Origin of the sequence: Pseudomonas laurentiana (assembly GCF_014648275.1) — a bacterium.
In the GTDB taxonomy this organism is placed as follows: Bacteria; Pseudomonadota; Gammaproteobacteria; order Pseudomonadales; family Pseudomonadaceae; genus Aquipseudomonas; species Aquipseudomonas laurentiana.
In genome coordinates this window covers 61,631-76,559 of sequence record NZ_BMQU01000001.1, presented here as the reverse complement: position 1 = coordinate 76,559, position 14,929 = coordinate 61,631, and the positions used below count along the sequence as shown (strand labels likewise).

The following is a 14,929-nucleotide window of genomic DNA, read 5'->3' as shown; positions in this document are numbered from 1 at the left end:
CCATGACCATCCAGTTCCGACCCGACGAAACGTACCGCGACGACTACACCTACGCGAACAGCCCGGAGTGCATCGCCCGTGCACCCTTCCCTTTCCCGGACGACGAGTACATGTACTCGATGAACCTGGAGCCCCATGTATCGGTGGGTGACGGTGCGCTGAAGGCCATCTTCGACATCGACGAGCACTACATCAGCGAGTGCCGTGACCGTGCGATCACCCTGGAGAAAGATCCGGGCATGCACTACGTGTCGGCGCCGCACATGATGGAAGCGCAGTGGGACCTGCTCGAGCTGATCATGGAGTCCTACGCCAGCGACTACCCCGAATACTTCACTCTGGAGAAGGATGGCACTCGCTGGCACTGGACCAACACGCTGCTGAACATCGATGACACCTTCACCTTCGGTGACCCGTCCACCTTGCCCTATGAGCCGATGGAGTACATCACCCGCCAGGCTCAGGGCGATTGGGTTCTGCAGGAAGAGCGCGACGGCACCCTTTACTGGGGTGCTGGTATCGCTACCCAGCGCGCCGACTACTCGTTGCGTTTCAACCTCGGCATGGCCTGGCACGAATTTCACGGCCCAGTGCCGTTGCTGAAGGAAACCGGCATGCTCGACCGTGCGCTGAAGTTCCTTCTGCGTCTGCGCTGCGGTCACCCGGTACGCCGCCTGAACTGGTCGCTGACGGTCAATCCGCGGCTGGACGTCTCGGCCGAAAGCCTGCCGGACTGGGCACCTGACCGCACCACGGTCACTGCTGAAAACGCTGGCAAGCTGGTTTACCTGCGTATTGAGCTGCAACCCTTGCACCGCCTGCCGCGCAGTAACGCGATCGTATTCCCGATCCGCACTTACTTGCTGAACCTGGAAGACATCGCCACCAACCCGGCCTGGGCCAAGCGCATGCACCGTGTGCTCAAGTCCCTGAATCAGGAGCTGGTGGACTACAAGGGCTTTACCCGCTACCGCGACGCCGCTGTTGAATGGCTCTCGCAGTTTGACGACGGCCAAGACGAGGAGGTGGTCAAGGCTGGATAAGTTCGCATCACGCTTCACCCATAACAATAAAGGCTCTTCGATGAGCACCGGCGGGCAGTGACCCGCCGCCATGCAAACGACTGCCATTCAAATGAGGAAAACAATATGAGTGGGTCTTCTGCGGCAAGTGCAACCGCTTCTATCGATCAGGATGCCGAGCAACTGCGTGCGCTTGGCTACAGCTCCAACTTCAACCGTAGCATGAGCCTGTGGGAGAACTTCTCCCTGGGTTTCACCTATCTGTCGCCGGTGGTCGGCGTCTATACGTTGTTCGGCCTCTGCCTCGCGGCAGGTGGTCCGCCAATGTTCTGGTCCTACCTGCTGATTGGCCTCGGCCAGATGCTGGTGTGTCTGGTGTTCGGTGAGGTGGTGTCCCAGTTCCCCATCTCCGGTGGTGTCTACCCTTGGGCGCGACGCCTGGTCGGCAAGCGCTGGGCCTGGATGGTGGGTTGGGTCTATGCCTGGGCGCTGTGCGCCACCATCGCCGGTGTCGCCGTCGGTGCTGGCCCTTACATGGCCGCCATGCTCGGTTTCGATTCCAGCTCCAACGCCAATATTTACATCGCCCTCAGCCTGATTCTGTTGTCTACAGGACTCAACCTGGTGGGCACCAAGCTGCTTGCTCGGGTGGCCATGTTCGGCTTCCTCTGCGAACTGGTGGGTGCAATCCTGGTGGGGGGTTACCTGCTGATCTTCGAGCGTCACCAACCGATTAGCGTGCTGTTCAATACCTTTGATCTCAACGTCAACGGCTCCTACCTGCCAGCCTTCCTTGCCGCTTCCCTGGCGGGCCTGTTCCAGTACTACGGCTTTGAGGCCTGCGGTGACGTGGCGGAAGAAACCCCCAACCCCGGCAAGCGCATCCCCAAAGCCATGCGCATGACTATCTACATTGGTGGCGCCGCTGCCATGTTCGCCTGCCTGGCGCTGATTCTGGCTGTCCCGGATATGCAGAAAGTGATTGCTGGCGAAGACACCGATCCGGTTTCCACCATCCTTGCCAATGCCTTCGGCCCGGTAGGTTCGAAATTGGTGATGGCGGTGGTGATGGTCTCCTTCATCTCTTGCGTTCTGAGCCTGCAAGCCGCGGCGAGCCGCTTGTTGTTCTCTTACGCCCGTGACGAGATGATCGTTGGCAGCAACCTGCTGAAGCGCTTGTCTGCCAACCATGTACCGTCTTTCGCGCTGGTCGTGAGCGGCGTGATGCCGGCGTGCATCGTCTGCCTGGGTCTGTTCATGGCCGATGCCGTGGCTACCATCGTCGGCTTCGCTGCCATTGGCATCTATGTGGCGTTCCAGTTGATTGTCATCGCTGCGCTGATCGCCCGTGGCAAAGGCTGGCGCCCAAGCGGCCAGTTCAGCCTCGGTGGCTGGGGGCTGTTGGTGAACATCGCCGCGCTGATTTACGGTGTTGGCGCCATCATCAACATGGTCTGGCCGCGCAGTCCTGATGCGGCCTGGTACATCAACTACTCAATGATTCTGACTACGGTGGTGGTGATGGGCGCTGGCTTCCTCTACATGCTGCTGGCCAAGCCGTATGACAAAGGTACGGCCCCGGCCGGTGACGCCTGGAAGTTCTCCAAGCCTCTGCCCAAGGCCGCTAACGTCGCTGGCGTGCCAGTACGTTAATCCAACGCCTTTATCCAACCTCCCTTACTCACGCTGCCCCCCTTCTCCTTTCAGGGAGAAGGGGCTCAGGCAGCCGAAGGACTGAATCATGCAAACAAAACTCCTGATCAACGGCCAACTCATTGCTGGCGAAGGCCCTAGCATCGCAGTGCTCAACCCGTCCTTGGGTACCGCCCTGGTGGAAATCCCCGAGGCCAGCGCGGCCCAGGTCGATGCTGCCGTGCGCGCCGCCGATAACGCCTTTGCGCAGTGGTCTCAGACCTCGCCGAAGGACCGTTCGACCCTGCTGCTCAAGCTTGCCGATGCCATTGACGCCCATGCCGAGGAGCTTGCCCGCCTGGAGTCGCAGAACTGCGGCAAGCCCTTCACCGCCGCCTTGAACGACGAGCTGCCGGCCATCGCCGATGTGTTCCGCTTTTTCGCCGGTGCAAGCCGCTGCATGAGCGGTTCTGCGGCAGGTGAGTACCTGCCTGGCCACACCTCGATGATTCGCCGCGACCCGGTCGGCGTGGTCGCCTCTATCGCGCCGTGGAACTACCCGCTGATGATGGCGGCCTGGAAGCTGGGCCCAGCCCTGGCGGCGGGCAATACGGTGGTGCTGAAACCTTCGGAACAGACGCCGTTGACCGCGCTGAAGCTGGCTGAGTTCATCGCCGACATTTTCCCCGCAGGCGTAGTGAACATGGTGTTTGGCCGTGGTCCGAGCGTTGGCGAGCCGCTGGTCACCCACCCGAAAGTGCGCATGGTCTCGCTGACCGGCTCGGTCGCCACGGGTTCGCGGATCATCAGTGGCACTGCCGACAGCGTGAAACGCATGCACATGGAGCTGGGCGGCAAGGCGCCGGTCATCATCTTTGATGATGCGGATATCGATGCCGCCGTAGAGGGTATCCGTACATTTGGTTTCTACAATGCTGGTCAGGACTGCACCGCTGCCTGCCGTATTTATGCGCAGAAAGGTATCTACGAGCAGTTCGTGGCCAAGCTCGGCGAGGCGGTGAGCACTATCCAGCCTGGCCTGCAGGACGACCCGACGACCGAACTCGGCCCGCTGATCACCGAGCAGCACCTTGAGCGTGTCGAAGGCTTTGTCCAGCGCGCCAGCGCCCTGCCGCACATCCAGGTGGTCACCGGTGGTCATCGCGTTGACGGCCCTGGCTTCTTCTTTCAACCCACCGTGCTGGCTGGCGCCCGCCAGGACGATGAAATCGTTCGTCGCGAGGTATTCGGCCCAGTGGTTTCGGTTACTGCCTTTGATGAGGAAGAGCAAGTTCTGGGCTGGGCCAACGATTCGGACTACGGCCTGGCCTCATCGGTCTGGACGTCGGATGTCGGTCGCGCCCATCGCTTGTCTGCGCGCCTGCAATACGGCTGCACCTGGGTGAACACGCATTTCATGCTGACCAGCGAAATGCCTCACGGTGGGGTCAAGCACTCCGGCTACGGTAAGGACATGTCCATGTACGGGCTAGAGGACTACACCGCCGTACGCCATGTAATGTTCAAGCATTGATATGGACTGACTGAACCGGTGGTGCCAATAGCGGCCAGGCAAGCAAGGTTGCTGAAGCTGGCCGCTTTCCGTCGTAATTCCGATCTGGAGTGAAGATCATGCAAACAGCATTATCGAGTGCCTGGCATGTTCTCCTGGCCCTCTGGGCCGACCAAGCATTGGTGGCCTGCTGACCCTAGGTTGGCAGTTACAAGCAACCCGGCGGCGAGCTGCAAGCGGCCGCCGCTTTCATGGCTGACTTAATGCGGCCTCCGCAAAACACCGCATGTTTAAACCGTTTCTGGTCAGGTTGTAGATACAACGGCGGTGGCCGTGAAGCGATTGTTCCATTTCGCTAAAGATTGCTTTGCCAACATTGGCATTTATCTAAATTCGCAGCGGAATAAACTGTACCCAGCTTCCAGACAAAGCCGCGAAACGCAGAACTTCAAGGGTGTAAGCAAACGACCCTGCCACGTTTCGCAGAGCCTTCAGCCTTACCGATTCCGACTGAAGACGTTGACCGTTTGCATCGTTGGGACACTGTAAAAATGAAACTGTTTACCGCTCTGGTTACCACTGCTTGTGTAATGATCGGCACTCAAATGGCATTCGCTGCCGAAGTCCCTGCAGTAGAGCAATATACGTACGGTAGCCACCCTGATATTGCCCACGTGATCCATCAGGATCGCATCCCTGATGTGTGTGGTGTGGTGCAGATGAAAATGACCTACGAAGACCACCAGGGTCAGGTGCACACCCTGCAGTATGCGGTGATGGGTAACGGATGCTTTGACAACTAACTGAGTCCCTGCAAACCCTGCTTGTTGTTTGCGTGCAAGCAGGCTTAGTGAAACGCCCCTGATTTCAGGGGCGTTTTTTATTACGCCACGGGAACTAACGCGTTCACGGGCGTACAGCAAGTAGGGTGACTATTTCTGGTTCATCCAATCGCTATTGAAGTCGCGCGCATAAAAGAAACCCAATGCTCGAGGTTTTTTGTCGTCATGGCCCAAGACGATGAACAGTGACGAGGCATAGGGTGGCTTTTCAGGGGCATGCACATTCAAGTGCTTTTCTATTTCCCGAATGCAATCGCTGTGGGTAACCAGAATCAGGTTGTGTCCGGGGCGCTTGGTTTCAAGTGATGTCTTAAGCATGATGCCTTTGCAGCCAGCGAGCCACTTCTGGGCCTCGACGTCGCGGTTGAACATAAAGTTCGCGGTTTGTCGGGTTCTGGTCAGGGGGCTGACAAAGATATCTGCCTGGTCCAGGCCGAGCTTTTGATAATGCTCACCCAGCTTCACGGCGGTGTCTTTGCCGCGCTTGGTGATGCCATCAGGGGCATTCAGACAGGGTGCACTCGACAGGTCGCAGCGTTCCGCGTGGCGAATCACGACAATGACGTCGCCATTGGCCCACGCTGTTTTTAACGGTGCGAGCTGTACCACACTGCTCTGGGCAAGATTGGTCAGCCGAGGTGTTCTGAATAGAAAGTAGGAGCCAATAATTAAGAGCACGATCGCAAGTACGGTAATAAGCACGTTTCTTGCGCGCCGGTTTGACCCCGTGAAAGACAACGACATAAAGCTGGACCCCATCAAGAGCTAAGCAGATTCAGCCAGAATCTTGCCCGATGGACCGTGAAGAAACCGTTGTTTGGGCAACTGAAAATCAAGGAACGGTGTTATTGGTTTTCTCGCCCGTGTTTACAGACCCAGCTCGCGCAAGCGCCGGTACAGTGTTCGCTCACTCATTCCCAGTTGTTGAGCCAGCTCACTGCGTGAACCTTCAAACGCCTGGAGTGCCTGTGCCAGTTGGCCAAGGTGTTCCTTTTTGCGTCGTTGCGATTGCCCTGCCGTGGCATTGTCGGGTTTCACATCGTCGGGTAGATGCTCTGCCCGAATGACCCCGTCATCGGCAAACAATCGTGCCCGCTCAAGGATGTTTCTCAGCTCACGGATGTTCCCTGGGTACGTGTGCAGGTTGAGCCAGCGCATGGCCTGCGGATCTACCCGTGGCGCTTGGGGCCCGGCCATGCGTTGCAACAGGCTGTCGATCAATAGCGGCAGGTCTTCGACACGCTCGCGCAGGGCGGGAAGACGAATCGGAAAGGCGCTGATCCGGTAGTAGAGGTCTTCACGGAAGGTACCGTTGGCAACCATTTCCTTGAGGGGTTTATGGGTGGCCGAGATCAGGCGGAAGTCCGAGTGAACAGTACGCAGGCTGCCCACCGGGCGGAAGCTGCCTGACTCGATCAGACGCAACAGTTTCACTTGCATCGCCAGTGGCACTTCACCGATTTCATCGAGAAACAGGGTGCCGCCATGTGCGGCTTCAGCCAGACCGATCTTGCGCTGCAAGGCGCCGGTAAAGGCGCCCTTTTCATAGCCGAACAGCTCGCTTTCGAACAGCGATTCGGTCAGGCCGGTACAGTCAACGACCACCAGCGGACCGTTGGCGCGGGGGCCACTCAGGTGCAGCGCACGGGCGAACAGCTCTTTGCCCGTGCCGGACTCACCCTGCAGCAGCACTGGAATCTGTGATGGCGCTGCGCGTTGCAGGCTGGCCAATGCCTGCTTGAACGCGGGTGCCCGGCCGACCAGGCCATGTTGCTGGGGTTGAGCCGAGGCCACGGTGATGCTGGTCAGGCGCTCGACGAACGCGACGACTTCACCCTGCTCATCGAGTATCGGCCTTAGCTCCACATCGACATGTTCCGGGCCACGTGGCGTGTGGTGAATATGCAGCATCCGCTCGGGTACACGGCTTTCTCTGGCCTTGCGCATCGGGCAATGCTCGCCAGCCTGATCGCAGGGCACAGCGTAATGGTGGGAGACCTGATGGCACTTGGCGCCCACGGTTGATTGGCCTTCCACGCCGAACTGACGTTGGTACGCGCTGTTGGCAGCAAGGATGTTGTAGCGGGTATCCAGCACGATGGTGGGCTGGGGGTCATGTTCGAGGTATGACACCAGCGCCTGGACGGCGGGGATGTTCGGGACAGCAGTAATCAAGCGGGACATGGCGACACCTGGGCAAGCACTCGAAGAGCTTACCCGAAGGTGACGAAGACTGCCAAAAACTGCCAGGCACTGCCACATCACTGCCAAACGGCACGGCAGTCTGTTAGCAGGGATACAGCCAGACCCTGTAAACACGGGGGCTATACGCTTCCCGACCGATGGCACATATCTTGATGACAGCCTTGCGACTGCCAGCTATGCCTTACGTTGGCATCAATGGATTTATCGGGAGAAGGTCATGATCATTGGCGGCAACCTGTATGTGGAAGCACTGTTCGACAGCGCGACCTGGACCATCAGTTATCTGGTGATGGATCGCGGCAGCGGACACTGTGCACTGATCGACAGTGTGCTGGACTACGATCCCAAGTCTGGACGTACCGATACCGGCTCGGCGGACAAGCTGATTGCGCGGGTGACCGAGTTGGGCGCCAAGGTGCAATGGATTCTGGAAACCCATGTGCATGCTGATCACCTGTCGGCTGCTGCGTACCTGAAAGAGAAGCTCGGTGGGCAGGTCGCCATTGGCAGCCATATCACCCAAGTGCAGAAAGTCTTCGGTGCGCTGTTCAATGCCGATAGCCGATTCGCCCGAGACGGCAGTCAGTTCGATGTGCTCTTTGAAGACGGTAGCGAATTCCTGATTGGCGGCTTGCGCGCGCGCGCCATGCATACGCCGGGTCATACCCCGGCCTGTATGACTTACATCGTCGAAGCCGGCGGTGAAACGGTGGCATTCGTCGGCGATACCTTGTTCATGCCTGACTACGGCACCGCGCGGTGTGATTTCCCTGGTGCTGACGCCCGCACGTTGTACCGCTCGATCAACCGCATTCTTGCCCTGCCCGACCATACCCGCCTGTTCATGTGCCACGACTACCTGCCAGGCGGTCGCGAGTTGCGCTACATGACCACGGTTGCCGAACAGCGTGCCAGCAACATCCATGTGCGTGAAGGCATCGACGAAGATGCATTTGTGGCAATGCGCGAGGCCCGTGACGCGACCCTGGATATGCCGGTTCTGATCCTGCCCTCGGTGCAGGTCAACATGCGCAGCGGTCAGCTGCCCGAGCCCGAAGACAATGGTGTGCGCTATCTGAAGATCCCGCTCAACGCCATCTGATTCCGGCGCGACAGAATTATTATTAAGGAAACACAGCCATGCTTGCTCAACCTTCATCAACGCCAGCCTCCTGTGCGCACCACAACGTCCTGATCATCGGTGCCGGTGCAGCAGGCCTTGCCACGGCCTCCAGCCTGATGGCCCGCGATCCGTCTCTGGATGTGGCAATCATCGACCCGGCCGAGGTTCATTACTATCAACCTGGCTGGACACTGGTGGGTGCCGGCGTATTCCAACCCAAGAGCACAGTACGCAGTATGGCTTCGGCCATTCCCAAGGGCGTGACCTGGATCAAGGGTGCCGCACAGTTCTTCGACCCCCAGGCGCAGACGGTGCAGTTGGAGGACGGTCGGCTGATCAGTTATGCACAGCTGGTTGTATGCCCGGGCCTCAAGCTCGACTGGGACGCGATCGAAGGCTTGAGTGAAACCTTGGGCCGCAATGGTGTGACCTCCAACTACCGTTATGACTTGGCGCCGTACACCTGGCAGTTGGTGCAACAGCTGCAGAAAGGCAAGGCCCTGTTCACCCAGCCGCCGATGCCGATCAAGTGTGCAGGTGCGCCGCAGAAGGCGTTGTACCTGTCGTGCGATCACTGGTTGCGCAGTGGGCGTCTGGGCAACATCCAGGCACAGTTCTTCAATGCGGGCGCGGTGTTGTTTGGCGTAGCGGACTATGTGCCGGCGCTGATGGAGTACATCGACAAGTATGCGGTCGACCTCAACTACGCCCATCGTCTGGTGGCGGTGGATGGGCCGGCAAAACAGGCAACCTTTGTGCGCACACTGCCTGACGGCAGCAGCGAAACCCTGGTTCAGCCATTCGACATGCTGCATGTGGTGCCGCCACAGGTGCCCCCGGCGTTCATTCGTAACAGCCCCTTGTCGGATGCCGCGGGTTGGATCGATGTCGATCCAGCAACCTTGCGCCACCGTCGTTTTGCCAATATCCACGGCCTTGGCGATGCCACAAACACCACGAATGCCAAGACCGCCGCCGCCGCACGCAAGCAGGCCCCTGTGGTTGCCAATAACGTACTGGTCGCGCTGGGGCGCCTGGCGAATGTCGTGCATTACGACGGATATGGTTCCTGCCCGTTGACCGTGGAGCGCGGCAAGATCGTGCTGGCGGAGTTCACCTATGGTGGCAAGGTTGCCCCGAGCTTCCCTCGCTGGCTGCTTGATGGGCGTAAGCCGACCCGCCTGGCGTGGCTGTTGAAGGAGCGTATCCTGCCGCCGCTGTACTGGCGTTGCATGCTCAAAGGCCGTGAGTGGATGGCCAAGCCATTGCCCGCACCACGCGAGGCCCATCAGTGATCGAGCACGAATTTCTGGGTGCCGGGCTGGGCGCGATCATTGGTGCCATTCTTGCGCTGACCGGTGCTGGCGGTGGCATTCTTGCCGTGCCGCTTCTGGTGTTCGGTCTGGGCTTGTCGATGGCCGAAGCTGCGCCTGTTGGCTTGCTGGCGGTGGGCCTGGCCGCAGGCGTTGGCGCTGTGCTGGGCTTGCGTCAGGGCGTGGTGCGCTATCGTGCAGCGCTGTTCGTTGCCTCGCTTGGGTTGCTCACGGCGCCACTGGGTTTGTTGCTGGCGCATCGGCTGCCCAATGCGCCGCTGGCGTTGGCCTTTGCCTTGGTACTGATCTATGTCTGCGTGCGGATGTTGCTCAAGGCGCGGCATGAACTGAAAGGGGGCGCGGGATCGCTGCCGCGTGATGTTCAGCCTTGTGTCCTTAACCCTCTGCAAGGTCGCCTGCGTTGGACGTTGCCCTGTGCCCGTGCGCTGGCCTTCACGGGGCTGCTCTCCGGGCTGTTGTCGGGTTTGCTCGGGGTGGGCGGTGGCTTTGTGATCATCCCGGCCTTGAGTCGTTACACCAACCTGGAGATGAGGAGCATTGTCGCCACTTCACTGGCGGTTATTGCGCTGGTGTCTGTTGGCAGTGTGGTGAGTGCCAGCGTGGGTGGTGTGATGCATTGGAGTGTTGGCCTGCCCTTTGCGGTCGGCGCGGTGGTCGGCTTGGTCATCGTCCGGCAGTTCGCGCACAAAGTCGCCGGGCCTCGACTCCAGCAGGTGTTCGCTCTGGTCGGCATTGCCGCCGCCCTGCTGCTCATCGTCAAGACCCTGGGCACCTGACTCGGTGCCCTACTCGGCCAGCAAGGCGCTCTGTTCTTCGGCGCAGAGCGCCAGCAGGTAGTCCCATACCACTCTCAAGCGTACCGACTTGTGCAGCTCGCGACGGGTGCAGATCCAGTAACTGCGCTGGATGGTTTCGCCGGGCAGTACGCGTACCAGCCCAGGGTCATGACGAGCCATGTAGTTGGGCAGTACTGCGATACCCAGCCCGGCGCGTGCGGCTTGCTGTTGAGCGATCACACTGGTGCTGCGAAAGACCACATTCGGGGCTCGACAGAAGCTGTTGAGGAACAGCAGTTCCTGGCTGAACAACAGGTCATCGACATAGCCGATCCAGTTATGCCGAGCTAGGTCCTCGCGGCAGTTCAGGAGGGGCGCCTGTGCCAGGTAGGCGGGGCTGGCATACAGGGCCAGCCGGTAATCGGTGAGCTTGCGGGTGATCAGCAGGTCGGCGTTGGGACGTTCCAGGTGAATGCTGATCTCGGCTTCGCGGTTGAGGATACTGACGAAGCGTGGCACGGCCACCAGTTCCACTTCCAGCCCTGGATAGCGCTCGAACAGGCCAGCCATACGAGGGGTGAAGAACATGATGCCGATGCCCTCGGTGACGCCCAGGCGAATCTTGCCCAGCGGTGTCATGGCCTGGGTGATTTCTTCCTGGGCCAGCAGGGCAACGTTTTCCATGGCTTCGGCGTGCTTGAGCAGGGCCTGGCCGGATGGGGTCAGTTCGTAGCCTTGGGCGTGTTGCACGAACAAGGGCGTACCCAGGCTTTGCTCGATGCTTTCGATATGCCGGGCCACGGTACTGTGGGTGGTGTTGAGGCGCTTGGCGGCGGTCAGTAGTCGGCCACTGCGCTGCAACTCGAGAAAAAACCGCAGATCATTCCAGTCGAACATGCTTTTCCTTGTGAATCAGGTATTCACGTGCGTTGTTCTAAAACGCACAGCACTTGAGTGAAATCTAACGTTTTCATCTCGAAATTAATCAATAACATGGATCGGGACAAGAATAATAAATAGGCGCGAGGTCCCTCATGGCATCAGCCGATCACTCCTACGACTATGTCATCGTCGGCGCTGGCCCTGCCGGCTGTCTCCTGGCCAATCGGCTTTCCGCCGATCCGGGGTGCCGGGTGCTGCTGCTGGAGGCAGGGGGGCGCGATAACTATCCGTGGATCCATATCCCCGTCGGTTACCTCTATTGCATTGGTAACCCGCGCACCGACTGGTGCTTCAAGACTCAGGCTCAACCCGGTTTGCAGGGCCGCAGCCTGGGCTATCCACGTGGCAAGGTGCTGGGCGGCTGTTCCTCGATCAACGGCATGATCTACATGCGTGGTCAGGCCCAGGACTATGATCGTTGGGCAGAGGCAGGCAACCCCGGCTGGGCCTGGGAGGATGTGTTGCCGCTGTTCAAAGCCAGCGAAAAGCATTTTGCCGGTGCCAGCGACGTGCATGGTGCCGACGGTGAGTGGCGGGTCGAGCAACAGCGTTATTCCTGGGCGATTCTCGATGCCTTTCGCGAAGCGGCGGCCCAGAGCGGCATTGCCAGCGTGAGTGATTTCAACGGCGGCGATAACCAGGGCTGTGGATATTTTCAGGTCAACCAGCGCTCTGGTGTACGTTGGAATGCATCAAAAGCCTTTCTGCGGCCGGTTCAGGCGCGGGCCAACCTGACCGTACTGACCGATGTTCTGGTCGATAATCTGATACTTGAGAACGGGCGTGCCACGGCAGTGAATGCTCGCTGGCAGGGGAACTGGCAACGCTTTACGGCGCGTCGAGAGATCATCCTGTGTGCCGGCGCGATTGGCTCTCCAGGTATTCTCCAGCGTTCGGGTATCGGCCCACGGCCTCTGCTTGAGCGCTTGGGTATCGCCGTGCAGCACGAACTCCCAGGGGTTGGCGGCAACTTGCAGGATCACCTGCAGTTACGCCTGATCTACCAGGTCAGCAATGTCCGAACCCTGAACCAGGTCGCCAACAGTCTGTGGGGCAAGGTCGGCATGGGTTTGCGCTACCTGTACGACCGTAGCGGGCCATTGGCGATGGCGCCGAGCCAATTGGGTGCCTTTGTGCGCTCCGGGCCGGAGCAGGCCAGTGCCAACCTGCAGTATCACGTGCAGCCGTTGTCACTGGAGCGTTTTGGTGAGCCGCTGCACCGGTTCCCAGCCTTCACTGCATCGGTCTGTAACCTGCGCCCGGCCAGCCGTGGTCGAGTCGACATCGGTTCGGCAGATCCTGCAGCCGCTCCAACGATCGATCCCAATTACCTCAGCGACCCTCAGGACCTGAAGGTTGCCGCCCAGGCCATACGCCTCACCCGGCAGATCGTGCAGGCACCTGCTCTGGCACCCTTTCAGCCGCGGGAATACCTGCCGGGTACGGCACTGCAGACCGAGGAGCAGTTGTACGAAGCGGCCGGCAAGATCGGTACCACCATCTTCCATCCGGTCGGTACGTGCCGCATGGGCAGTGGGCCGCTGGATGTGGTGGATGCTCAATTGCGTGTACACGGCGTATCCGGCCTGCGTATCGCCGATGCGTCGATCATGCCGCAGATCGTCTCGGGCAATACCTGCTCGCCGACCTTGATGATCGCCGAGAAGGCAGCACACCTGATACTCAACAATGCGGCAAGCCCAAGGGGGACCGTTACAGCGGCAGTCGTTACACCTTGATCTGACAGGGTGATGTGGTAAACGGAGCGCCGGATGCAGTCGCCCGGCACCGACAGTGGAACAACAACAATAATCACTGTGGCCTCAAGGCCGAGGACAACAACGATGTCGGACTACATCCAAGAGCGTGGCGCGGCAACGGTGGTGAATAGCCGCCGGGAAGAACGCAAGATCATCTTTGCGTCATCCCTCGGGACGGTTTTCGAGTGGTATGACTTTTTCCTCTATGGCGCCCTGGCGGCAGTCATCAGCAAGCAGTTCTTTGCCGGGGTCAACGACACCACAGCCTTTATCTTCGCCTTGATGGCCTTTGCTGCCGGTTTCCTGGTACGCCCATTCGGGGCGCTGGTGTTCGGCCGCCTGGGTGACATGATCGGGCGCAAGTACACCTTCCTGGTGACCATTGTGCTGATGGGGCTGTCGACCTTTGCCGTGGGCTTGTTGCCGACCTACGCGAGCATCGGCATTGCGGCGCCGATCATTCTGGTGGTGCTGCGCATGCTTCAAGGGCTGGCGCTGGGGGGTGAGTATGGTGGCGCCGCGACCTATGTCGCCGAGCACGCTCCGCCCGGCAAGCGTGGCTTCCACACCGGCTTCATCCAGTCCACAGCCACTCTGGGTTTGCTGTTATCCCTGCTGGTGGTGTTGGCTAGCCGTTACGTCAGTGGGGACCAGTTCGAAGTCTGGGGCTGGCGCCTGCCGTTCCTGTTGTCGATTGTGCTGCTGGCGATCTCCACCTGGATTCGCATGAGCATGCACGAATCGCCGGCCTTCGTGAAAATGAAGGCTCAGGGCAAAACCAGTCGTGCGCCGATTCGTGAGTCCTTCGGCTCCTGGGAAAACCTCAAGGTGGTTTTCACCGCGCTGTTCAGTATCAATGCCGGGCAGGCAGTGACGTTCTACACCGCGCAGTTCTACGTGCTGTTTTTCCTGACCCAGATGCTCAAGATGGACCCTGGCCAGGCCAACACCTTGTTGATCATCAGCGTGGTCATCGGTGCACCGTTCTTTGTGTTCTTCGGCTGGCTGTCGGACCGGGTCGGACGCAAGCCGATCCTGATGACAGGCCTGCTGCTGGCCACCCTGCTCTACTTCCCGTTGTTCAAAGCCCTGAGCCATTACGCCAACCCGCAGATCGACGCGGCCAGCCGCCAGGCGCCGATTGTGGTCATTGCTGATCCACAAGGTTGTACTTTCCAGTTCGACCCGGTGGGCAAGGCGCGTTTCGACAGCCCATGTGACAAGGTCAAAACCTTCCTGGTCAAACAGGGCCTGCCCTACAGCTCCGAGACGGCAGAACCTGGCAGCCCAGTGGTTGTGTCCATTGGCGATCAGAAAATCAGTGGTTTCGATGAAGCGGCGATGCGTGCAGCCATCGACAAGGCCGGTTACCCAGCCAAGGCGGATGCCGCGTCGGTGAATCAGCCGATGGTGGTTTTGTTGATCGTGGTGATGATCCTGATTGCGACCATGACCTATGGACCGCTGGCGGCAGTGATGGTCGAGTTGTTCCCGACCCGCATTCGCTACACCTCGATGTCGCTGCCTTACCACATTGGCAACGGTTGGTTTGGTGGCTTCCTGCCGACGGTGTCATTCGCCTTGGTGGTCTACACCGGCGATATCTTCTATGGCCTCTGGTACCCGGTATTGATCACCGGCGTAAGCCTGGTGGTGGGGCTGTTCTGCTTGAAAGAAACCCGCGACGTGGACATCGACAAGGTCTGATCTGAAGGTAAAAAAAACCGGCGTAAACGCCGGTTTTTTTATGCCTTGAAAAAACTTATGCACGATTTTCAGA

The 14,929-nt window shown here is 59.4% G+C and carries 12 protein-coding genes; 9 read left to right on the top strand and 3 right to left on the bottom strand.

The features are described from left to right. Positions 1–2: 2 nt before the first annotated feature. The 4 genes from IE038_RS00390 to IE038_RS00375 all read left to right on the top strand — a co-directional run bounded on the left by IE038_RS00390 (position 3) and on the right by IE038_RS00375 (position 4,970). A complete protein-coding gene (locus IE038_RS00390) occupies positions 3–1,043 on the top strand; it encodes a heme-dependent oxidative N-demethylase family protein (protein ID WP_189394935.1) in 1,041 nt (346 codons plus the stop codon). Positions 1,044–1,148: 105 nt separating this feature from the next. Next, positions 1,149–2,675 carry an APC family permease gene (locus tag IE038_RS00385; protein ID WP_163932827.1) on the top strand — a complete coding sequence of 509 codons (1,527 nt, stop codon included), beginning with the start codon at positions 1,149–1,151 and terminating at the stop codon, positions 2,673–2,675. Between the two features lie 88 nt (positions 2,676–2,763). Then, positions 2,764–4,188, top strand: coding sequence for a gamma-aminobutyraldehyde dehydrogenase (locus IE038_RS00380; RefSeq protein ID WP_163932824.1), 1,425 nt, complete (start codon positions 2,764–2,766; stop codon positions 4,186–4,188). 530 nt (positions 4,189–4,718) lie between these two features. Beyond that, positions 4,719–4,970 (top strand): DUF2790 domain-containing protein, encoded by a 252-nt coding sequence (locus IE038_RS00375; RefSeq protein WP_163932821.1) that lies wholly within the window; start codon positions 4,719–4,721, stop codon positions 4,968–4,970. A gap of 129 nt (positions 4,971–5,099) precedes the next feature. Here the strand turns inward: IE038_RS00375 and pmrG are convergent, their stop codons facing one another. Further along, positions 5,100–5,753: a lipopolysaccharide core heptose(II)-phosphate phosphatase PmrG gene (gene pmrG, locus IE038_RS00370; RefSeq protein ID WP_163932818.1), complete on the bottom strand. Its 654-nt coding sequence runs from the start codon at positions 5,751–5,753 to the stop codon at positions 5,100–5,102. A gap of 123 nt (positions 5,754–5,876) precedes the next feature. After that, a complete protein-coding gene (locus IE038_RS00365) occupies positions 5,877–7,193 on the bottom strand; it encodes a sigma-54 interaction domain-containing protein (protein ID WP_163932815.1) in 1,317 nt (438 codons plus the stop codon). Between the two features lie 238 nt (positions 7,194–7,431). On the opposite strand from IE038_RS00365, the gene IE038_RS00360 reads away from it, so the two are divergent. From IE038_RS00360 to IE038_RS00350, 3 genes are read left to right on the top strand one after another with little or no spacing between them, the layout of a single operon-like run. Continuing rightward, positions 7,432–8,316 carry an MBL fold metallo-hydrolase gene (locus IE038_RS00360; protein WP_163932812.1) on the top strand — a complete coding sequence of 295 codons (885 nt, stop codon included), beginning with the start codon at positions 7,432–7,434 and terminating at the stop codon, positions 8,314–8,316. A gap of 38 nt (positions 8,317–8,354) precedes the next feature. After that, positions 8,355–9,632, top strand: coding sequence for an NAD(P)/FAD-dependent oxidoreductase (locus IE038_RS00355; RefSeq protein ID WP_163932809.1), 1,278 nt, complete (start codon positions 8,355–8,357; stop codon positions 9,630–9,632). Beyond that, positions 9,629–10,447 carry a sulfite exporter TauE/SafE family protein gene (locus IE038_RS00350; RefSeq protein ID WP_189394934.1) on the top strand — a complete coding sequence of 273 codons (819 nt, stop codon included), beginning with the start codon at positions 9,629–9,631 and terminating at the stop codon, positions 10,445–10,447. The genes IE038_RS00355 and IE038_RS00350 overlap by 4 nt, the downstream gene beginning before the upstream one ends. A 9-nt stretch (positions 10,448–10,456) precedes the next feature. Here IE038_RS00350 and IE038_RS00345 read toward each other — a convergent pair whose 3' ends face one another. Beyond that, positions 10,457–11,344: a LysR family transcriptional regulator gene (locus IE038_RS00345; RefSeq protein ID WP_163932803.1), complete on the bottom strand. Its 888-nt coding sequence runs from the start codon at positions 11,342–11,344 to the stop codon at positions 10,457–10,459. Positions 11,345–11,481: 137 nt separating this feature from the next. On the opposite strand from IE038_RS00345, the gene IE038_RS00340 reads away from it, so the two are divergent. Both IE038_RS00340 and IE038_RS00335 read left to right on the top strand, forming a co-directional pair. Further along, positions 11,482–13,128, top strand: a complete 1,647-nt coding sequence (locus tag IE038_RS00340) for a GMC family oxidoreductase (RefSeq protein ID WP_163932800.1) — start codon at positions 11,482–11,484, stop codon at positions 13,126–13,128. A 105-nt stretch (positions 13,129–13,233) separates the two neighbouring features. Next, positions 13,234–14,856, top strand: coding sequence for an MFS transporter (locus IE038_RS00335; RefSeq protein ID WP_163932798.1), 1,623 nt, complete (start codon positions 13,234–13,236; stop codon positions 14,854–14,856). The last annotated feature ends 73 nt before the right edge of the window (positions 14,857–14,929 follow it).